The organism is Amaricoccus sp. (assembly GCF_047602525.1).
Lineage (GTDB): Bacteria > Pseudomonadota > Alphaproteobacteria > Rhodobacterales > Rhodobacteraceae > Amaricoccus.
Genome location: NZ_JASGHB010000001.1, coordinates 600,544 through 621,389, shown reverse-complemented (window position 1 = coordinate 621,389; position 20,846 = coordinate 600,544). Strand labels below are relative to the sequence as shown.

At 70.2% G+C, this 20,846-nt stretch carries 19 protein-coding genes; 14 read left to right on the top strand and 5 right to left on the bottom strand.

Features of this window, described 5'->3' with window-relative positions; genetic code table 11:
- The 8 genes from QM699_RS03515 (at window position 1) to QM699_RS03480 (ending at window position 8,210) form a co-directional block, all read left to right on the top strand.
- Entirely contained in the window at window positions 1-1,035 is a 1,035-nt protein-coding gene (locus tag QM699_RS03515; protein ID WP_415009832.1) for an LLM class flavin-dependent oxidoreductase, read from the top strand.
- Complete coding sequence (locus QM699_RS03510; RefSeq protein ID WP_415009831.1) at window positions 1,032-2,489, top strand: aldehyde dehydrogenase; 1,458 nt, start codon at window positions 1,032-1,034, stop codon at window positions 2,487-2,489. Before QM699_RS03515 ends, QM699_RS03510 begins: the two co-directional genes overlap by 4 nt.
- 10 nt (window positions 2,490-2,499) lie before the next feature.
- Window positions 2,500-2,820, top strand: a complete 321-nt coding sequence (locus QM699_RS03505; protein ID WP_415009830.1) for an NIPSNAP family protein — start codon at window positions 2,500-2,502, stop codon at window positions 2,818-2,820.
- A gap of 26 nt (window positions 2,821-2,846) precedes the next feature.
- A complete protein-coding gene (locus tag QM699_RS03500) occupies window positions 2,847-3,851 on the top strand; it encodes an ABC transporter substrate-binding protein (protein WP_415009829.1) in 1,005 nt (334 codons plus the stop codon).
- Window positions 3,852-4,012: 161 nt separating this feature from the next.
- On the top strand, window positions 4,013-4,891 hold the full coding sequence (locus QM699_RS03495; RefSeq protein WP_415009828.1) for an ABC transporter permease: 879 nt from the start codon (window positions 4,013-4,015) through the stop codon (window positions 4,889-4,891).
- 1 nt (window position 4,892) lies between these two features.
- Complete coding sequence (locus QM699_RS03490) at window positions 4,893-5,693, top strand: ABC transporter permease (RefSeq protein WP_415009827.1); 801 nt, start codon at window positions 4,893-4,895, stop codon at window positions 5,691-5,693.
- On the top strand, window positions 5,690-6,751 hold the full coding sequence (locus QM699_RS03485; protein WP_415009826.1) for an ABC transporter ATP-binding protein: 1,062 nt from the start codon (window positions 5,690-5,692) through the stop codon (window positions 6,749-6,751). The genes QM699_RS03490 and QM699_RS03485 overlap by 4 nt, the downstream gene beginning before the upstream one ends.
- Window positions 6,738-8,210: an NAD-dependent succinate-semialdehyde dehydrogenase gene (locus QM699_RS03480; RefSeq protein ID WP_415009825.1), complete on the top strand. Its 1,473-nt coding sequence runs from the start codon at window positions 6,738-6,740 to the stop codon at window positions 8,208-8,210. The genes QM699_RS03485 and QM699_RS03480 overlap by 14 nt, the downstream gene beginning before the upstream one ends.
- Window positions 8,211-8,246: 36 nt before the next feature.
- On the opposite strand, the gene QM699_RS03475 is transcribed toward QM699_RS03480, so the two are convergent.
- Genes QM699_RS03475 through QM699_RS03460 form a run of 4 tightly spaced genes read right to left on the bottom strand, consistent with a single transcriptional unit; the run spans window position 8,247 to window position 12,126 of the window.
- Complete coding sequence (locus tag QM699_RS03475) at window positions 8,247-9,332, bottom strand: Gfo/Idh/MocA family protein (RefSeq protein WP_415009824.1); 1,086 nt, start codon at window positions 9,330-9,332, stop codon at window positions 8,247-8,249.
- A 51-nt stretch (window positions 9,333-9,383) separates the two neighbouring features.
- Window positions 9,384-10,148, bottom strand: coding sequence for an ATP-binding cassette domain-containing protein (locus QM699_RS03470; protein ID WP_415009823.1), 765 nt, complete (start codon window positions 10,146-10,148; stop codon window positions 9,384-9,386).
- The gene (locus QM699_RS03465) at window positions 10,145-11,134 is read right to left on the bottom strand and encodes an ABC transporter permease (protein WP_415009822.1); all 990 of its coding nucleotides are present in this window, start codon (window positions 11,132-11,134) and stop codon (window positions 10,145-10,147) included. Before QM699_RS03465 ends, QM699_RS03470 begins: the two co-directional genes overlap by 4 nt.
- Window positions 11,134-12,126 (bottom strand): substrate-binding domain-containing protein, encoded by a 993-nt coding sequence (locus QM699_RS03460; RefSeq protein ID WP_415009821.1) that lies wholly within the window; start codon window positions 12,124-12,126, stop codon window positions 11,134-11,136. Before QM699_RS03460 ends, QM699_RS03465 begins: the two co-directional genes overlap by 1 nt.
- A 710-nt stretch (window positions 12,127-12,836) precedes the next feature.
- On the opposite strand from QM699_RS03460, the gene bioB reads away from it, so the two are divergent.
- The 4 genes from bioB to QM699_RS03440 are packed head-to-tail and all read left to right on the top strand — an operon-like array spanning window position 12,837 to window position 17,843.
- Complete coding sequence (gene bioB, locus QM699_RS03455; RefSeq protein ID WP_415009820.1) at window positions 12,837-13,835, top strand: biotin synthase BioB; 999 nt, start codon at window positions 12,837-12,839, stop codon at window positions 13,833-13,835.
- 11 nt (window positions 13,836-13,846) lie between these two features.
- Window positions 13,847-15,604 carry a dethiobiotin synthase gene (gene bioD / locus QM699_RS03450; protein ID WP_415009819.1) on the top strand — a complete coding sequence of 586 codons (1,758 nt, stop codon included), beginning with the start codon at window positions 13,847-13,849 and terminating at the stop codon, window positions 15,602-15,604.
- Complete coding sequence (locus QM699_RS03445) at window positions 15,601-16,863, top strand: adenosylmethionine--8-amino-7-oxononanoate transaminase (RefSeq protein WP_415009818.1); 1,263 nt, start codon at window positions 15,601-15,603, stop codon at window positions 16,861-16,863. Before bioD ends, QM699_RS03445 begins: the two co-directional genes overlap by 4 nt.
- Entirely contained in the window at window positions 16,860-17,843 is a 984-nt protein-coding gene (locus QM699_RS03440; protein WP_415009817.1) for a beta-ketoacyl-ACP synthase III, read from the top strand. Before QM699_RS03445 ends, QM699_RS03440 begins: the two co-directional genes overlap by 4 nt.
- A gap of 57 nt (window positions 17,844-17,900) precedes the next feature.
- Here the strand turns inward: QM699_RS03440 and QM699_RS03435 are convergent, their stop codons facing one another.
- Entirely contained in the window at window positions 17,901-18,296 is a 396-nt protein-coding gene (locus QM699_RS03435; RefSeq protein WP_415009816.1) for a hypothetical protein, read from the bottom strand.
- A gap of 601 nt (window positions 18,297-18,897) precedes the next feature.
- Between QM699_RS03435 and QM699_RS03430 the strand changes: the two genes are divergently transcribed.
- Window positions 18,898-19,485 carry a ZinT family metal-binding protein gene (locus tag QM699_RS03430; protein WP_415012688.1) on the top strand — a complete coding sequence of 196 codons (588 nt, stop codon included), beginning with the start codon at window positions 18,898-18,900 and terminating at the stop codon, window positions 19,483-19,485.
- A gap of 86 nt (window positions 19,486-19,571) precedes the next feature.
- Complete coding sequence (gene zigA / locus QM699_RS03425) at window positions 19,572-20,789, top strand: zinc metallochaperone GTPase ZigA (protein WP_415009815.1); 1,218 nt, start codon at window positions 19,572-19,574, stop codon at window positions 20,787-20,789.
- Window positions 20,790-20,846: the final 57 nt, after the last annotated feature.

Here is a 20,846-nt window from a genome sequence, read left to right as displayed (position 1 = left end):
ATGAAGTTCTCCCTCTTCGTCCACATGGAGCGGCTGACGCCAGATCAGGGCCATGCCGAGCTCTACGAAGAGTTCGTCCGTCTCGCCGAGATCGCCGACCAAGGCGGCATGTCCTCGATCTGGACGGGCGAGCATCACGGCATGGACTTCACCATCGCCCCGAACCCGTTCATCAGCCTCGCCGCGCTGGCCGACCGGGTGAAGACCGCGCGCCTCGGCACCGGCACGGTGATCGCGCCGTTCTGGCACCCGATCAAGCTCGCGGGCGAGGCGGCGATGACCGACCTCGTCACCGGCGGCCGGCTCGAACTCGGCATCGCACGGGGCGCCTACAGCTTCGAGTACGAGCGCGTCATGCCCGGCCTCGACGCCTGGAACGCCGGCCAGCGGATGCGCGAGCTGATCCCGACGGTGAAGAAGCTCTGGGAAGGCGACTGCGCCCACGAGGGCGAGTTCTGGCAGTTTCCGAAGACCACCTCCGCCCCGAAGCCGCTGCAGCAGCCCGGCCCGCCGATCTGGGTCGCCGCGCGCGACCCGAACAGCCACGAGTTCGCGGTGGCGAACGGCTGCAACGTGCAGGTGACGCCGCTCTGGCAGGGCGACGAGGAAGTCACCACGCTGATGGCCCGCTTCAACGACGCCTGTGCGAAGTTCCCGGAGACGCCGCGGCCGAAGATCATGCTGCTCCGCCACACCTACGTCGGCTCGGACGAAGCCGACATCGTGCAGGCGTCCAAGGAAATGTCCATTTACTACAATTACTTCTTCGCCTGGTTCAAGAACGAGCGCGAGATCTCGCAGGGGCTTATGTCGCCGCTCTCCGAGGAGGACCTGAAGAACCCGATGGTCTCCCCCGCGGTCATGCGGCAGAACAACGTCGTCGGCGACGCTGCCACCGTCATCGACCGGCTCAGGGCCTACGAGGCCATGGGCTATGACGAGTATTCCTTCTGGATCGACACCGGCATGAGCTTCGAACGCAAGAAGGCCTCGCTCGAGCGCTTCATCGCCGACGTGATGCCGGCCTTCGCATGAGGTTCCAGCAGTACGTCGACGGCGTGTTCGAGGACGGCGACGCCCGCTTCCCGAGCCTCGATCCGGCCACGGCAGAGCCGTGGGCCGACATGCCGGAGGCGCGCGAGGCCTCGGTCGACCGCGCCGTCGCCGCCGCCGGCCGCGCCTTCCGCTCCGGCGCGTGGCCAGCGATGACCGCGACGCAGCGCGGCAAGCTCCTCGCGAAGCTCGCCGATCTGGTGGCGGCCAATGCCCGGCGGCTCGCCGAGATAGAAACCCGCGACACCGGCAAGATCATCCGCGAGACCTCGGCCCAGATCGCCTATGTCGCCGACTACTACCGCTACTACGCCGGGCTCGCCGACAAGATCGAGGGCGCGACCCTGCCCATCGACAAGCCCGACATGGAGGTCTGGACCCGCCGCGAGCCGGTCGGCGTCGTCGCGGCCATCGTGCCGTGGAACAGCCAGCTCTTCCTCGCGGCCGTGAAGATCGGCCCGGCGCTCGCCGCCGGCTGCACGCTCGTCGTCAAGGCGTCCGAGGACGGCCCCGGGCCGCTGCTCGAATTCGCGCGGCTGGTCCACGAGGCCGGCTTTCCGCCCGGCGTCGTCAACGTCCTCACCGGCTTTGGCCCGACCTGCGGCTCGGCCCTCACCCGCCATCCGGGCGTCGATCACATCGCCTTCACCGGCGGCCCGAACGCCGGCCGCGCGGTGGTGCGCAACTCCGCCGAGAACCTCGCTTCCACCTCGCTCGAACTCGGCGGCAAGTCGCCCTTCGTGGTCTTCGCCGACGCCGATCTCGACAGCGCCGCCAATGCCCAGGTGGCGGGCATCTTCGCCGCAACCGGCCAGAGCTGCGTCGCGGGCTCCCGCCTGATCGTCGAGCGCAGCGTCAAGGACGCCTTCCTCGCCCGGCTCAAGGCCAAGGCCGAGGCCGCCCGCATCGGTGCCCCGCTCGACATGGCGACCGAGATCGGGCCGCTCGCCACCGAGCGCCAGCGCGCCCACGTCGCCGACCTCATCGCCCGCTCCGAGGCCGCAGGAGCCCGCCGCATCACCGGCGGCGCCCACGACGGCGCCGGCTGGTACTGGCGCCCGACCATCCTCGACTGCGACGGCACCACCGCCCCGGCGCTGGCGGAGGAATTCTTCGGCCCCGTCCTCTCCGTCGTGTCGTTCGAGACCGAAGCCGAGGCGATCCGCCTCGCCAACGACACACCCTTCGGCCTCGCCTCCGGCGTCTTCACCCGCGACCTCGCGCGCGGCCACCGGATGATCCGCGCGCTCCGCGCCGGCATCGTCTGGGTGAACACCTACCGCGCGGTCTCGCCCATCGCGCCGTTCGGCGGCTATGGCCTTTCCGGCCAGGGCCGCGAGGGCGGCCTCGCCGCGGCCCTCGACTACACCCGTACCAAGACCGTCTGGCTTCGCACCTCCGACGAGCCGATTCCCGACCCCTTCGTGATGCGCTGAGGGAGGCCCGATGTTCATCGAGATCCGCACCTACCGGCTCAGGAACGGCGGCATCCCGGCCTATCTCGCGGCCGTCGCCGAGGGCATCGAAATCCAGCGCCGCCACCTCGGCACGCTCGTCGGCTACTATTCCTCCGAGATCGGCCCGATCAACCAGATCGTGCATATCTGGGCCTTCGCCTCGCTCGACGACCGCGACGCCCGCCGCGCGCGCCTGATGGCCGACCCGGAATGGATCGCCTTCCTGCCCCGCATCCGCGACCTGATCGAGGAGGCGGAGACCAAGATCATGAAGCCGGCCGCCTTCTCGCCGGTGCCGACGCTCGCCTGATCCAAAGCAACAACAGGGAATCCGACATGCGCCTGACCGCCTCCTTCGCCGCCCTGCTCGTCAGCGCGGCCCTGCCCGTTTCCGCCGCCGACATGGTGTTCACCAGCTGGGGCGGCACGACCCAGGATGCCCAGACCACCGCCTGGGCCACGCCCTTCACCGCGGAGAGCGGCACCAACGTGCTGCAGGACGGCCCGACCGACTACGGCAAGATCAAGGCGATGGTCGAGGCCGGCAACGTGAGCTGGGACGTGGTCGACGTCGAAGGCGACTACGCCGCGCAGGCGGGCCCCGCCGGCCTGCTCGAGCCGCTCGACTGGACGGTGATCGACAAGTCCAGGCTCGACCCGCGCTTCGTCACCGACTACTCGGTCGGCAGCTTCTACTACTCGTTCGTCATCGGCTGCAACAAGGACGCGGCCGGCGAATGCCCGAAGACCTGGGCCGACCTCTTCGACACCGCGAAGTTCCCCGGCAAGCGCACGTTCTACAAGTGGTCCGCCCCCGGCGTGATCGAGGCCGCGCTGCTCGCCGACGGCGTGAAGCCGGAGGAGCTCTACCCGCTCGACCTAGACCGCGCGTTCAAGAAGCTCGACACCATCAAGGGCGACATCATCTGGTGGTCCTCGGGCGCCCAGTCGCAGCAGATGCTCGCCTCGGCCGAGACCCCCTACGGCAGCTTCTGGAACGGCCGGCTGACCGCGCTCGCCGACTCCGGCGTGACCGTCGAGACCTCGTGGGACCAGAACATCACCGCCGCCGACAGCCTCGTGGTGCCGAAGGGCGCCAAGAACAAGGCCGAGGCGATGAAGTTCATCGCGCTCGCCACCTCCCCCAAGCCGCAGGCGGAGATGGCGGCGGCGACCGGCTATGCGCCGATCAACCTCGACTCGGCGGCCGAGATGGACCCGGCCGTGCGCGCGACCCTGCCCGACCAGCAGGCCGCGACGCAGGTGAATGCCGACATGAGCTACTGGGCGCAGCACCGCGACGAGATCGGCGAGCGTTGGTACGCCTGGCAGGCGCAGTAGGCGAGACGGCGGCACGACCGGACCCGACGGCGCAAGTCGGGTCCGGCGCGGATCGTGACGCAGCGGCCCATCTCCGCCCAATCGGCTGCGATCCACGACAAATCCGCCCGGATTCAATGCACTGACGACTAGCCCCCTGAGGACCACAAAGGAAAGGTGCCATGGCCGCAGCCCGCATCGCCGCCCCTGCTCCGGGCCGCCCCACTCCCCTCGGCTGGGCCGAGACAAGCGGATTCGCCTACCTCGTCCCCGCCCTCGTCCTCGTGGTGGGCTTCTTCGCCTTTCCGGTCGTCGCGCTGCTGCTCAAGAGCGTGACCGAACCGCAGCTCGGCCTGCACAACTACGCCGAGCTCTTCGGCTCGACCACGTACCTGAAGATCTTCCTCAACACCTTCGTCGTCTCCGGCCTCGTCACCCTCATCTCCGTGGTGGTGGGGTTCCCCGTCGCCTGGATGCTGGCGATCATGCCGCGGCGCTGGGGACAGGTGATCTTCGCCGTGCTGATCCTCTCGATGTGGACGAACCTCCTCGCCCGCACCTACGCCTGGATGGTGCTGCTCCAGCGCACCGGCGTCATCAACAAGGCGCTGATGAGCCTCGGCATCATCGACCAGCCGCTGGAACTGGTGAACAACCTCACCGGCGTCACCATCGGCATGACCTACATCATGCTGCCCTTCGTCATCCTGCCGCTGACCGGCATCCTGCGCACCATCGACCCCGCGGTGCTGCAGGCCGCCGCACTCTGCGGCGCCACCCGGCGGCAGGCGCTCACCAGCGTCCTGCTGCCGCTCGCCATGCCCGGCATCCTCTCCGGCGCGCTGATGGTCTTCGTGATGTCGCTCGGCTACTTCGTCACGCCGGCGCTGCTCGGCGGCACGGCGAACATGATGCTGGCCGAGCTCATCGCCCAGTTCGTGCAGTCTCTCGTCAACTGGGGCATGGGCGCCGCCGCGGCCTTCGCCCTCCTCGTCATCACGCTCTCGCTCTATGCCCTGCAGCTGCGGTTCTTCGGCACCCGCCGCGTGGGAGGCGCCTGACATGCTGCTGAACTTCGATGGCCTCGGCGCTTGGAAGTGGCCGCTCGTCGGCTTCACCGTCCTCGTCACGCTCTTCCTGCTCCTGCCGATCCTCTTCATCGTCGCGCTCTCCTTCGGCTCGTCGCAGTGGCTGATCTTCCCGCCGCCCGCCTGGACCACCAAGTGGTACGCCCAGCTCTTCGCCGATCCGCGCTGGATCGAGGCGGCGTTCACCTCGCTCAGGATCGGCCTCGTCGTCACGGTCTGCTCGGTGCTGCTCGGCCTGCTCGCATCCTTCGGCCTCACCCGGGGCCGCTTCCGCGGCGTCGAGATGCTGCGCGCGCTGTTCCTGACGCCGATGATCCTGCCCGTCGTGGTCTTTGCCGTGGCGCTCTACGCCTTCACGCTGAAGCTCGGGCTCAACGGCACCTTCATCGGCTTCGTGATCGCCCACACGATCATCGCGCTGCCGTTCTCGATCATCGCGATCACCGGCGCGCTCGAGGGCTTCGACAAGTCGATCGAGGATGCCGCCGTCCTCTGCGGCGCCACGCCGCTGGAGGCCAAGCTCCGCGTCACCCTGCCGGCGATCAGCCACGGACTCTTTGCCGCCGCGATCTTCTCGTTCCTGATGTCGTGGGACGAGGTCGTGCTCGCCATCTTCATGTCGAGCCCGACGCTCCAGACCCTGCCGGTCAAGATCTGGACGACGCTGCGGCAGGACCTGACCCCGGTCGTCGCCGCCGCCTCCACCCTGCTCGTCGGCCTCACCCTCGTCCTGATGATCCTCGCCGCCCTGTTCCGCAAAGGAGACGCCCGATGACCTACCTCCAGATCCAGGGCATCCGCATGGAGTTCGGCGACATCGTCGCGGTCCATGACGTCAGCCTCGACGTCCGGCAGGGCGAGTTCATGACCTTCCTCGGCCCGTCCGGCTCGGGCAAGTCGACGACCCTCTACATCCTCGCCGGCTTCCAGCAGCCGACGCGCGGCGACATCCTGCTCGACGGCCGCACGCTCCTCGACCGCCCCTCGCACCAGCGCAACATCGGCATGGTGTTCCAACGCTACACGCTGTTCCCGAACATGACGGTCGGCGAGAACATCGCCTTCCCGCTCAAGGTCCGCCGCCGGCCCAAGGCCGAGATCGACGCCAGGGTGCGCGAGATGCTGCGCCTCGTCCGCCTCGAGGGCTTCGAGGATCGCCGCATCGCCCGGATGTCGGGCGGCCAGCAGCAGCGCGTGGCGCTGGCCCGGGCGCTCGCCTACGATCCGCCCGTGCTCCTGATGGACGAACCGCTCTCGGCGCTCGACAAGAAGCTCCGCGAGGAGATCCAGCACGAGATCCGCCGGATCCACCAGCAGACCGGCGTGACCATCCTCTACGTCACCCACGACCAGGAGGAGGCGCTGCGTCTCTCCGACCGGATCGCGGTGTTCAGTCAGGGCCGCATCGACCAGGTCGGCACAGGCGCCGAGCTCTACGCCAACCCGGCGACCCGCTTCGTCGCCGAGTTCATCGGCGACAGCGACGTCCTGCCGGCCGAGATCGTCGCCGCCCACGGCACCCATGCCGACGTGCGCGTCGGCGAGGCGGTGGTGCGCGGCGTGCCGGTCCACGGCGCCGCGCGGACCGGCGCCGCGACGCTGCTGCTCCGGCCCGAGCGCATCACCCTCGCCCGCGGTGCGGCGGGCGGCCTGCCGGCGACCGTCACCGACGTCACCTTCCTCGGCAACACCTTCCATGTCGCCGCCGTCACGCCGACGGGCGACGCGCTGTCGATCCGCCTGCCCTTCGGCCACGAGGCGGCGGCGGGCCTCAGCCGCGGCGAGGCCGTCTCGCTCAGCTTCGACCCGGCGAGCGCCCATGTCTTCGCCTGATACCCCCACCGCCGACCGCCTGCGCGACCCGGCGCTGTTTCGCGAGACCGTTCCCGTCGCCGGCCGCTGGATCGAGGCCGCCCCCGGCGATCCCGTCATCCGCAACCCGTCGACCGGCGCGCCGGTCGGCCGCGTGCCGGTGCTCGGCGCCGACGCCACGCGCGAGGCGATCGGCGCCGCCGACCGGGCCCGCCGCGACTGGGGCGCCCGCACAGCGCGGGAGCGGGCGGACGTGCTGCACCGCTGGCACGCGCTCTGCGTCGAGAATGCCGACGACCTCGCGCTGATCCTGACGCTGGAACAGGGCAAGCCGCTGGCCGAAGCGCGTGGCGAAATCCTCTACGGCGCCAGCTTCCTGCAATGGTTCGCCGAAGAAGCCTCCCGCATCGACGGCGAGATCATCCCCGGCCACCAGCGCGACAAGCGCCTGCTGGTGCTGCGCCAGCCGGTCGGCGTCGCCGCCGCGATCACGCCGTGGAACTTCCCGAACGCCATGGTGACGCGCAAGGCCGGCCCGGCGCTCGCCGCCGGCTGCGGCTTCGTGCTGAAGCCCGCGCCGCAGACGCCGTTCTCGGCCATCGCCCTCGCCGTCCTCGGCGAGCGCGCCGGCCTGCCCGCCGGGCTCCTGTCGATCGTCACCGGCGATGCCCCGGCCATCGGCGGCGTCCTGACCGGCGACCCGCGCGTCCGCGTGCTGAGCTTCACCGGCTCGACCGCAACCGGGCAGCTCCTCTATGCCCAGTGCGCGCCGACGATCAAGAAACTCGGGTTGGAGCTCGGCGGCAACGCCCCGTTCATCGTCTTCGACGACGCCGATCTCGACGCGGCGGTCGAGGGCGCGCTGATCGCCAAGTACCGCAACAACGGCCAGACCTGCGTCTGCGTGAACCGCTTCTACGTGCAGACGGGCGTGCACGACGCCTTCGTCGAGAAGCTGACCGCGGCGGTGGCCAATCTCGCCGTCGGCGACGGCCTCGCGCCGGGCAGCATCCTCGGCCCGCTGATCGACGCGAACGCCGTCGCCAAGGTCGAGGCCCATGTCGCCGACGCGGTGGCCCACGGCGCCACCCTGCGCCTCGGCGGCCACCGCCACCCCCTCGGCGGCAACTTCTACGAGCCGACGGTGCTGACCGGCGCCACCCCGGAGATGCGCGTCACCCGCGAGGAAACCTTCGGCCCGCTCGCCGCGATCTACGCCTTCGAGGACGAGGCCGACGCCATCGCCCAGGCCAACGCCAGCGACTTCGGCCTCGCCTCCTACTTCTACGCCCGCGACCTCTCCCGCGTCTGGCGGGTCGCCGAGGCGCTGGAATACGGCATGGTCGGGGTCAACACCGGCCTCATCTCCACGGCGGTGGCGCCGTTCGGCGGCGTCAAGCTGTCGGGCGTCGGCCGCGAGGGCTCCCGCCACGGCATCGACGAGTACGTCGATCTGAAGTACGTCTGCCTCGGCCTCTGAGCGCGCCCGCCAGTCCGGCCGGCGCGCTCCAGTCCTTCAGCGCGTTGCCGACTGCCGCATGCGATCAATCGCCAGCGCCATCAGCGCGAGGTCGCGGCGCGAGTCCTCGAGATCGGTCAGCGGCTGCGTGCCTTCGATGATGTGGCGATGGAAGGCCACGAGCTCGTTCGAGAACGCGTCGGCGTAGATCGGGTCCAGGCTGCGGTTCATCGGGCCGGCCGGGGTCGCTTCGGTGATCTCGAGCCGGGTGGGCAGGCTGCGGATATAGGGCGTGTCATAGATGATGCGGACCCGCTTCGTGTTCGAGCGGACCTCGATCATGGCGTCGAACACCCCGAGATCGTCGACGACGGCGTCGTAGTTGGCGATGAAGTGGCCGTAGTCGAAGAGGACCGCGGTGTTGGCTCCGCCGTTGGTGCGGTGGGCGGCGACGACCCCCTCGGGATCGCCGAGGAGGCCGCGCATCGCCGAGATGTGGTGCGAACTCAGCGCCGTCAGCCCGCGATAGGCGCGGATGAGGTCGTCGGGGGCATCCTCGCCCACCACCTCGCGGATCAGCGCCAGCCGCGCGGCGGCGCCGCGGCGGAGGGCCTCGGGGTCGACGTCGTCCGGGTAGAGGACGTTCTGGCTCTTGGAGAGGAAGTGGCGCCCCTCGGAGATCAGATCGAAGATGCGGACGTGGGTGATGTCCTCGAAGGCCGGAAGCTCCGCCTTCGCGGCGACATAGGCCCCGGCATAGCGACGCATGTAGCCGACGAAGATGGTGCGCTCGTAGCCGCGTGCCAGCGCGATCAGGTCGTCAAGCTCCCGCACCGTCAGGCAGGCGGGCTTTTCCAGCAGGACGTGCTTCTTCGCCGCGATGGCGGCCTTGACCAGCGGCGCGTGGGTCTCGTCGGAGGAGAGGACGAACACGACGTCGATGTCGGGCGAGGCGATCAGCGCCTCGGCGGACGGGAAGGCGACCGCGCCCGGGTTCTGCGAGGCGCAGAGCTCCATCAGCTTCCGCGACAGGTCGAAGACGCCGGCGACTTGCCAGCGGTCGCGCTGGTCGCGGAGGACGGGGAGGTGGATCGACTGGGCGACTTCGCCGAGGCCGACGAGACCCACGCGCAGGACGGTCATGGCAGGCTCCTGGAGGATCGGCGACGGGTCGCGGCGCCGGGGTGAAAGGGGTCAGTGCGCGCCGGTCACCAGCGCGACGAGCCGGTTGCCGGTGGTGTCCGCGGCGCGCACCGAGGCGACGACGCGCCCGGCGCGCATCACCCAGACCTGATCGGACAGGCGCAGCACCTGGTCGAAGTTGTGGCTGACGAGGATCACGCTCACGTGCTCCTCCTTCAGCCGGCGGATCAGCGCCTCGACGTTGGCGGTCTCCTGCACGCCGAGGGCGGCGGTCGGCTCGTCCATCACCACGACCTTGGCGCCGGCGCCGACGGCGCGGCAGATCGAGATCGCCTGGCGCTGGCCGCCCGACAGCCGGCGCACGCGCTGGCCGACCGAGGGCACGTTGATCGACAGCCGCGACAGCATGGCGACGGCCCCCTTGTCCATCGCCCGCCGGTCGAGCAGCGCGAAGGGACCGACGCGGCGGACGATCTCGCGGTTCAGGTAGAGGTTCTGCGCGACCGTCAGCTCGTCGATCAGCGACAGGTTCTGGTGGACGGTCTCGATCCCGGCCTTCCGCGCCTCGTCGGGGTTCGAGAAGGGGTGCATCTCGCCGTCGAACTGGATGGCGCCGGCGTCGGGCCGGTGCACGCCGACCAGACAGCGGACGAGGGTCGACTTTCCCGCGCCGTTGTCGCCGATCAGCGCCGTGACCTCGCCGCGGCGCGCCCAGAAGGCGATGTCGCTGAGCGCCCGCACCGAGCCGAAGCTCTTCTGCAGGCCCTCGCACGAGAGGACGGCATCGGCCGGACGCTCCGAGAGGTGCTCGCTCATTTCTGATACCGCATGATCAGCGCCGCGAACACGACGATGAAGCCGACCGCCAGCGGCTGATAGAAGGCGGAGACGCTGAGAAGGGTCAGCCCGTTGACCAGCGTGGTCAGCATCAGCGCGCCGAGGAAGGGGCCGAGGACGCTGCCGCGCCCGCCGAACAGGCTCACCCCGCCGAGAACGACCGCGGCCACGGAGTTGAGCAGCAGGTTGGTGTTGATCGTCGGCTCCGCCGAGCCGATGCGCGCGACGAGGAGGATGGCGCCGATGCCGGCGCAGAGGCCGGCGATGGTGTAGGACGCGATGCGGATCCGCCCGGTGCGGATGCCGAGCGAGCGGGCGTTCTCGGCGTTGCCGCCCGTCGCGAGCAGATGCGTCCCGAAGCGGGTGTGGAACAGCACGACATGCGCGACCACCGCCACGACGACCGCGACGATGAAGGGATAGCCGAACATTCCCACCGACCCGGAGGCAAGGCGCAGCAGAAAGGGGCTGCCGACCATCGTCGGCTCGCCGCCCGACAGGATCAGCGCGAGGCCCGTGATCGCCGAGAGCGAGCCGAGCGTCACCACGAAGTCCGGGATCTTGCCGGCGGTGATGCAGAGCCCGTTGAGGAAGCCGAGCCCGCTCGTCACCACGACCGCCAGCACGCAGGCGAGCCCGATCGGCAGGCCCGCGGCATTGGTCAGCCCGAGGACGATGGCGCCGAGCATGACCAGGGCCGCCAGCGACAGGTCGATGCCGGCGGTCATGATGACGAAGGTCTGCCCGATGCTGAGCACGATCAGGATTGCCGACGCGACCAGCAGCGCCTGGATGTTGGCGGCGCTCAGGAAGACCGGCTGGAGCAGGCTGAAGACGATGACGAGCCCGATGAGCCCGACCGCCGACGCCCAGTCGGCCCAGAAGGCGGGCGAGGCGAGGTTCGCCACCCAGCCCGGGTGGCGCGCCTCGACGGTCGTCCGCGGCGCCGGATTCGGCGTCGCCATTACTTCAGCAGATCGCGCAGCGGATCGGGATACGCGCCGCCCGGCTGCGGGAAGTTTTTCAGCGAAGCCGCGACGTTCTCCTTGTTGACGACCAGCACCGGCGCGTCGACCCGGGCCGGCAGCGTCGCGCCGGCCATCGCCGCCTTGCACGCCTCGACGCCCATGGCCCCGACGACATAGGGGTACTGCGCGACGGTGGCGGCGAGCCCGCCCGCCTCGATCGACTTCATCGCGTCGACGATGCCGTCGAGGCCGATCACCTTCACGTCCTTCATGCCGGCGGCGTCGACCGCGCGCTGCACGCCCAGCGCCATGATGTCGTTCGCCGAGAAGAAGCCGGCCAGATCCGGGTGCGCCTTGAGGATGTCGGTGGCGGCGGTGAACGCCTTCTCGCGGTCCCAGTCGGCGCTGACCATCACGACGGGATCGAGCTTGCCCTCGGTCGCTTCCTTGAAGCCCTTGATGCGGGCGTTGCTGCCGAGGTCGCCGACAATGCCGGCGATGAGCGCAACCTTGGACCCGGCGGGCACCAGCCTCAGCATTTCCTCGCCGGCGAGGTGGCCGGCGGCAACATTGTCGGTGCCGACGTAGGTCGTGATCTCGAAGCCGGCCGCCTTGGCCTGATCCGCGTCGACCTGGCTGTCGATGTTGACGATCGGCACCTTCTTCGCCGCCAGCGGCACCAGCGCCTGCACGAGGTTGGTGGTGCTGATCGGGTTGACGATGTAGCAGCCGTAGTCCTGCAGCGCCATCGCGGACAGCCGGTCGGCCTGGCCGGTGGCGTCGCCCATGTTCTGCGCCGCCTGGGTCGTCACCTTCACGTCGAGGGCCTTCGCCCCGCCCTCGATGCCCTGCTGCATCGTCTGGAAAAATGGGTTGTCGAGCCCCTTGATCACGGCGGCGACGTTGCCGGCGCCCTGCGCCTGCGCTGCGCCGGTGCCGATGAGCACGGCGAGGCTTGCGCCCGCCAAGAACTGCGATGCGATCTTCATATCCCGGTTTCCTCCTTGGGTCGTATGCCGTTCGTGCGGCTACGTGTATTGGTCTTGCGACGGATGCGGCGCGACGCGGACACTGCGACGCCTGCGGAAATCGTCCCTCCCCTGTCGGCCATGGGGGCCGAACCAGCCCGCAGATCCGTGCGACCCGGGCGGGCATTCGTCAAGAGGAATTCTATTCTGGAACATCCTTCACGCCCTTGGCGCAATCCGAGCGACTGGAAAGCCGACAGCCGGCGACGCCGGGCTGCTGGCGGCCGACGGCCAGCACCCGCCCCGGCTACGACGGGGGCGCCGGTCGGCCCGATACGGTCCGGGGATCCGTTCATCTGCGCCGGGGAGGGCGAGCGCGACCGACCCTGGCTTCCGGCGAGAGCGGCGGATGCGCGAGGGTGCTGCACCGCACTGGCCATCGCGGTGATAGTCCGGCATGCAGACCAGGGTGATTCTCGGGTTAGGGGTGTGCGCACAGACCCACAGGGTGGACGGATTGCCGCACGTGCGGTGGGAGAGGATGCGTCGCGGCCGCCCGCCGCGCTACCGTGGCTGCTGCGGTGCGGGCGCCGCGGACCATCTGCACCCCGACCCAAGCCCGACATGCGGACGATCTGGATACACGACGACGGCAGACCCCTGACCCCGACACGAGAAACGCTCCGCCCGCGCGGGGAGACCGAGGACGCATTCGCAAATGAGGAGAGCTCATGACCGCCGATCTGCATCTGAATTCGTCCGCTGAAGCGTTCAGCGGGGCAAGGCCGCGGTGGAGCCGCGAGGAGGCGCAGGCGATCTACGACCTGCCCTTCAATGACCTGATCTTCCGGGCGCAGACCGTCCATCGGCAGAATTTCGATCCGAACCGGGTGCAGCTCTCCCGCCTGCTGTCCATCAAGACCGGCGGATGCCCCGAGGACTGCGCCTATTGCAGCCAGTCGGCCCGCCACGACTCCGGTCTCAGCGCGTCGAAGCTGATGGAGGTGCAGCGCGTCCTCGCCGAGGCGAGGAAGGCGCAGGAGGCCGGTGCCACGCGCTATTGCATGGGCGCGGCGTGGCGCAGCCCCAAGGAGCGCGACATGGACGCGATCGTCGCCATGGTCGAGGGGGTCAAGGATCTCGGCATGGAGACCTGCATGACGCTCGGCATGCTCGATCTCGGACAGGCGCAGCGCCTGAAGCGGGCGGGCCTCGACTATTACAACCACAACATCGACACCTCCGAAGGCTACTACCCGGAGATCATCACCACCCGCACCTTCGCCGACCGGCTGGACACGCTCGCCAATGTCCGTGACAGCGGCATCAAGGTCTGCTGTGGCGGTATCGTCGGCATGGGGGAGGAGAAGGTCGACCGCGTCGACATGCTGGTGACGCTCGCGAACCTGCCCGAGCCTCCCGACAGCGTGCCGCTCAACATGCTGATCCCGATCGAGGGCACGCCGCTTGCCGAGGCCGAGCCGATCGAGCCCATCGAATTCGTGCGCACCATCGCACTGGCCCGGATCCTGATGCCGACGTCGGACGTGCGCCTGTCCGCCGGGCGGACCGCGATGAGCGACGAGATGCAGGCGCTGTGCTTCTTCGCCGGCGCCAACTCGATCTTCGTCGGCGACACGCTCCTGACCGCCGACAACCCCGGCGAAGACAAGGACAGCGCCCTGTTCCGCCGCCTCGGCATCCAGCCGACCCAGCGCGACACGCAGTGACCGGACACGCCTTGCTCGACCGCTACGAAGCCAGCCTGCGCGGGCTCGCCCGCAAGAGCCGGTCGCGCGCGCTCAGCGCCCGCGCCGGGCTGGACTTTGCGTCCAACGACTATCTCGGACTTGCGGGCTGCGCGCGCCTGCGCGAAGCCGTGGCGGCGGCTCTGGCCAATGGCACGCCCGTCGGCGCCACGGGCTCGCGGCTGCTGCGCGGCAACGACCCGGAGCACGAGGCGCTGGAGATGAAGGCGGCCGGCTTCTTCGGCTCCGAGCGGGCGCTGTTCTTCGGCGGCGGCTATCTCGCCAACTTTGCGGTGCTGACCACCCTGCCGCAGAAGGGTGACCTGATCGTGCTCGACGCGCTGATCCACACCAGCGCCCACGAGGGCTCGCGGGCCGGGCGCGCCGATGTGGTGCTGGCCGCGCACAATGACGCGGACGCGGTGGAGGATGCGATCAAGGGATGGCGGGCCGCCGGCGGCACCGGGCGGGCGTGGATCGTCGCCGAAAGCCTCTACAGCATGGACGGCGACCGCGCGCCGCTGGACGCGCTGGCCGAGGTGGCCGATCGCCATGACGCCTTCCTGTTCGTCGACGAGGCACATGCGACCGGCGTCCACGGCCCCGCGGGGCGCGGGCTGGCGCATCCCCTCGAAGGCCGGGACAACGTCGTGGTGCTGCACACCTGCGGCAAGGCCTTGGGCGCCTCCGGCGCGCTCGTCACCGCGAGCGGGGTGCTCTGCGACTATCTCGTCAACCGCTGCCGGCCATTCATCTATGCCACCGCGCCATCGCCGCTGATGGCCGTCGCGGCCGGGGCCGCGCTCGACATCGTTGCGACCGAGCCGGACCGTCGCGAGCGGCTCGACAAACTCGTGGCCCTCGCCGGCCGGAAGGCCGAGGCGCTGGGGTTCGGGGCGAGCGGATCGCAGAATCCTGCCCATCGTCATCGGCGACAATGCGCGGGCGGTGGCGCTGGCCGGCGCCTTGCAGGCGCGGGGCTTCGACGTGCGCGCCATCCGTCCGCCCACCGTGCCCGAGGGGACGGCCCGCCTCCGGGTCTCGCTGACGCTCAATGTCGGCGAGGCCGACGTGGTGGCCCTGTTCGAGGCCCTTGCCGAGGACTGCGCGCGATGACGGCCCGGATCGTCGTGACCGGCACGGATACCGGCATCGGCAAGACGGTGTTCGCCGCTGGCCTGACCGCGCTCCTCGACGGCCTCTACTGGAAGCCGGTGCAGTCGGGCCTCGAGGACGAGAGCGACAGCGCGGTCGTTTCCCGCCTCGCCGGCCTGCCCCCGGAGCGGGTGCTGCCCGAGGCGTGGAGCCTGACCGAGCCCTTGTCGCCGCATCGCGCCGCGGAACTCGACGGCGTCGAGATCGACGCCGAAGCTCTCGCCTTGCCGTCGACGCGGCTGCCCCTTGTCGTGGAGGGTGCGGGCGGCCTGATGGTGCCGGTCAACCGGCGCACGCTCCTTGTCGACGTCTTCGCGCGCTGGGCCACCCCCGTGGTGCTCTGCGCCCGCACCGGCCTCGGCACCATCAACCACACGCTCCTCTCCGTCGAGGCCCTGCGGCGTCGGTCGGTTCCGCTTCTGGGCGTGGCCTTCATCGGCGACGCGATGCCCGATACCGAGCGCACCATCGCCGAGATGGCCGCGGTGCGCGTGCTCGGCCGTCTGCCGCGCCTCGACCCGCTGACGCCGGAGGCATTGCGCGCGGCGATGCTGGCGCAATTCGACGCCGCCGATTTTCTGGGTGCCACGCCATGAAACCTTCCGCCGTCTGGCATCCCTTCACCCAGCACGCGACCGAGCCCGAGCCGCTCCTGATCCGGCGGACCGAGGGCGCGTATGTCGAGACCGCCGACGGCGCGCGCCTCCTCGACGCGATCTCGTCCTGGTGGGTCATCACCCATGGCCACCGTTCTCCCCGGATCATCGAGGCGATCCGCGCGGCGACCGAGACGCTCGATCAGGTGATCTTCGCCGGCCTGACCCATGAACCGGCGGAGGCGCTGGCCACGGCGCTGGTCGAGATGGCGCCCGCCGGCCTCGACTGGGTGTTCTACTCCGACAGCGGCTCGACCAGCGTCGAGGTGGCGCTGAAGATGGCGCTGGGCTTCCACCGCAACACCGGCGCGGCGCGGTCGCGCATCGTCATCATGGAGCACAGCTACCATGGCGACACCATCGGCACGATGAGCGTCGGCGCCCGCGGCGTGTTCAACGCCGCCTATGACCCGCTGCTCTTCGATGTCGACACCATCCCCTTCCCCGTCGCGGGCCGCGAGCAGGACACGCTCGACCGCTTCGAGGCGCTGACCCGCGACGGCCGGGCCGCGGCGCTCATCGTCGAGCCGCTGGTGCTCGGTGCCGGCGGGATGCTGATGTATCCGGCCTGGGTGCTGACCGAGCTCAAGCGCATTGCCGAGCGTTCAGGCACCCTCCTGATCGCCGACGAGGTGATGACGGGCTGGGGCCGCACCGGCACCCTGTTCGCCTGCGAACAGGCCGGGATCGCGCCCGATATCCTCTGCACCTCAAAGGGCCTGACCGGCGGGGCGATCCCGCTGGCGGCGACGCTGGCCACCGACGCGGTGTTCCGGGCGCATTTCTCCACCGACCGGGCGAAGACCTTCTTCCATTCGAGTTCCTACACCGCGAACCCGATCGCCTGCGCGGCGGGCCTCGCCAATGTCGCGATCTGGCGCGACGAGCCCGTCGCGGACCGTGTGGCGGCGCTGTCGCGGATGCAGGCCGAGAAGGTCGCACGGTTCGCCGGCGATCCCCGTTTCGAGAATGTCCGCACGGCGGGCACCATCGCCGCGCTCGACCTGCGAGTCGCGGAGGCGGGCTATCTCGCGGAGGTGGGGCCGAAGCTCCGGGCCTTCTTCCTCGAGCGCGGGCTGCTGCTCCGGCCTCTCGGCAATGTCATCTATGTCCTGCCGCCCTACTGCGTGACCTCCGCCGACCTCGACCGGCTCTTTGACGCGGTGGACGAGGCCGCCGATCTGGTACGGCGCGGATGAGCCGCGCGGTGCGGATCGCCGGGTTCGGCCACCATGTGCCGGCCCGCAAGGTGGAGAATGCCGAGATCGAGGCGATCCTCGAGCTCGACGCCGGCTGGATCGAGGGGCGCACCGGCATCCGCGCGCGCTTCTGGGCGGAGCCGGAGGATACGCTGTCGGGACTGGCGGCCAGCGCCGGCGACATGGCGCTGGCGGCCTCCGGCATCGCGCGCTCCGACATCGGACTGGTGCTGCTCGCCACCTCGACGCCGGATCACCTGTTGCCGCCGAGCGCGCCGCTGGTCGCGCACAAGCTCGGCCTCGCGAAGGCCGGCGGCGTCGATCTCGCGGGCGCGTGCAGCGGGTTCATCTATGCGCTGACCTTCGCCGATGCCTTCGTGCGCCTGCACAACCGGCCGGCCGTCGTGATCGCCGCGAATATCCTCAGCCGCCGCATCAACCTTGCGGAGCGGGCGAGCGCCGTCCTCTTCGCCGACGCCGCCGGGGCGGTGGTCCTCTCGCCCTGCGACACGGCCGATCGCGGCATCCTCGGCGCCTCGGTCGCGTCCGACGGCTCCGGCTATGGCCTGATCCAGATCCCGGTCGGTGGCAGCAGCCGCCCCTTCGCCGCCGACCTCGACATCTCCGACACGCAGATGACGATCGCCGACGGCCGCGCGGTCTTCACCAAAGCGGTCGACATCATGAGCCGCTGCTCGAAGGAGGCGCTGACCGCCGCCGGACTGGCGGCGGGCGACATCGGCCGCTTCATTCCGCATCAGGCCAACGCCCGCATCTTCAACGCGGTCGGCAAGACGCTCGGCATCGCCGACGACAGGACGGTCAAGACCATCGCCGACTACGGCAACTCCTCCGCCGCGACGATCCCGCTGTCGCTGTCGCTCGCCCATGCGGCACGCCCGTTCCGTGCCGGCGAGAAGCTGCTGCTGGCGGCCGCGGGCGCCGGCCTCACCGGCGGGGCGCTGGTGGTGGGATTGTAGGCATCGCAGCCGGCAGGGTTGCCGCCGCGCGCACGGGCGGCGGCTCGTCATCCCGCCTCAGGGACGGTCGTGCGGCCCCGGACCGTGCGGCCCGGGACCGGGCGGCGGCAGCGGCGGGGGCGCCAGCTCCTCGATGTCGCCGTTCGCGGGCCGGATCGCCGAGGCGTGCACGAAGCCGTGCTCGAAGCGCCCCTGCACCGTCACCGGCTCCCCCGCGACGACGAGGTCGACGCCCTCGCCGGCACGGCCGGTTTCCACCAGCGCCCGAGCGGTGCCGTCGTCGATCACGAACTTGTTGCCGAAGATCTCGGCGACCTTGCCGTCGAGCGCGACCCGCTCGCCCGAGGAGAGCTGCGCGATCGGCGTCGCGGCGAGGCTCGCCTGGAACGTCTCCGGGGCGGGGCGCAGGAGCCCCGCCGCCACCGTCGATGCGGTGGCGCATACCGCGCTCAACCACGACTGGGCCAACTTCGCCGCGAGCGCCGCCGAGGACGCGCGGGCGATTCTGGCGGGCGGTGACGGGCCGGGTGCCGACCGGACCTGCTCTCCGACCTTGCCGGACCCGGCGACTACGCCTGACCCGCGCGGGTCGGCCGCTGGTTCGTCCGAAGCCTCGTGGTCCATGCGAACCGTGCTCGAGCAGCCGGCAGGTGGTGAGCGCCCGGCGCTGTTCGACGAGCACACGGAGGACGAAGGTGCGCGAGCGCGTCATCCGCCTGCGCGCCGTCCCCCCCCCCCCGTCTCCGTCCGCTCGCCATGCCGAAGGGCCTTGTTCCCGCGCATCGTTATAGTGTAACGATGCGCCGAGAAGTGTTATAGTATAACGAATGTCAACGACCGGCGCGAAATCGCGGTGACGCGAGGCGGCGGCTTCTCCGCCCCGCGCCACCAGAGGCGCCGGAGTCCAATGAAGGAGACGAGCATGATGAACCTGACGGCACCGACGATCGCGCTTCTCGCGCTCGGCGCGGGGACGGCATTCGGAGCTGTCGGCGATCCGCTCGGCGCCGCGGACGCCCGCGGCGCCGGACAGGCCACGCCGGCCTTCGCGGTCATGGCCGATGCGAGCGCCAAGGACGCCCATGACCATGCCGGCACGGACGCCGACGCCCAGATCTACAAGGGCTATTTCGAGGACGCGCAGATCGCCGACCGCCCGCTGGCCGACTGGGCCGGGGAGTGGCAGTCGGTCTACCCCCTGCTCGAGGCGGGCGCCCTCGACGAGGTGATGGCCCACAAGGCCGAGAGCGGCGACAAGAGCGCGGCGGAGTACAAGGCCTATTACGAGATCGGCTACCGCACCGACGTCGACCGTATCGCGATCGACGGCGACACGGTGACGTTCTTCACCGGAGACAAGCGCGTGGCGGGCCGCTACGCCCCCGATGGCCACGAGACGCTGACCTATCCGACGGGCAACCGCGGCGTGCGGTTCATCTTCAAGAAGGTCGCGGGCGACGCGGGCGCGCCGCGGTTCATCCAGTTCAGCGACCACAAGATCGCACCGGCCAAGGCCGACCACTATCACCTCTACTGGGGCGATGACCGTGCCGCGCTGCTCGGGGAGCTGACCAGCTGGCCGACCTACTACCCCGCGTCGCTCGCTGCCGGCGAGGTGGCGCAGGAAATGCTGGCGCACTGACCGCGGTCGCACCCACGACGCCCGCGCCCCGGCCGGCCCGCGGCCGGGCGCCTTCCTCCAGACGACCAGCACCAAGGGGCTCGCCGATGATCGAGACAGCCAAACCCGCCCGCCGCCTGCCAGTCACCGTGCTCTCCGGCTTCCTCGGCGCCGGAAAGACCACGCTCCTCAACAGGATCCTGTCGAACCGCGAGGGCCGACGCGTCGCGGTGATCGTCAACGACATGTCCGAGGTGAACATCGACGCCGACCTCGTGCGGGCCGGCGGCGCCGACCTCAGCCAGACCGAGGAAAAGCTCGTCGAGATGACCAACGGCTGCATCTGCTGCACCCTGCGCGACGACCTCCTCGCCGAGGTGCGCCGCCTCGCCGACGAGAACCGCTTCGACTATCTGGTGATCGAGTCGACCGGCATCGCCGAGCCGCTGCCCGTCGCCGCCACCTTCGCCTTCCGCGACGAGGCGGGCGAGAGCCTGTCGGACGTCGCCCGGCTCGACACGATGGTGACGGTGGTCGATGCCGTGAACCTGCTCGGCCAGTATTCCAGCCAGGACTTCCTGCGCGACACGGCGGAGTCGCTCGGCGAGGACGACGAGCGCACCATCGTCAGCCTGCTCGTCGAGCAGATCGAGTTCGCCGACGTGATCGTCCTCAACAAGGTCTCCGACGCCGGCCCGGTGCTGGCCGAAACCGCGCGCAAGATCATCCGCAGCCTGAACGCCGACGCAGAGCTGATCGAGGCCGATTTCGCCGACGTGCCGCTCTCGGCGGTGCTCGACACCGGCCGCTTCGACATCGACCGGGCACACGAGCATCCTCTGTGGGCGAAGGAGCTCTACGGCTTCGCTTCCCACGTGCCGGAAACGGAGGAATACGGCATCTCCTCCTTCGTCTACCGCGCCCGCCGGCCCTTCCACCCGGAGCGGCTGCAGGCGTTCCTCACCGGGCCCCTGCCCGGCGTGATCCGCGCCAAGGGCCATTTCTGGATCGCCACGCGCCCCGACTGGGTGGGCGAGTTCAGCCTCGCCGGCGCCGTGGCGCAGACCTCCGGCCTCGGCCGCTGGTGGAGCGCGGTGCCGAAGGACCGCTGGCCCGCGAGCGCGGAGTGGCGCGACACGGTGCGTGCCAAGTGGCACAAGACCTGGGGCGACCGGCGGCAGGAACTCGTCTTCATCGGCGCCGGGCTCGATCAGGCGGCGATCACCGCCACGCTCGACGCCTGCCTGCTGCCGGCCGAGGCGTTCGAGCCGAAGGCGTGGACGCGACTGCCCGACCCGTTCCCGCGCTGGGGCGCCGCTGCGTGACGGCCCCGGGCGACGTAACGGACGCCGCGCTGCCGGATCCGGCATGTCGGTGCGGGC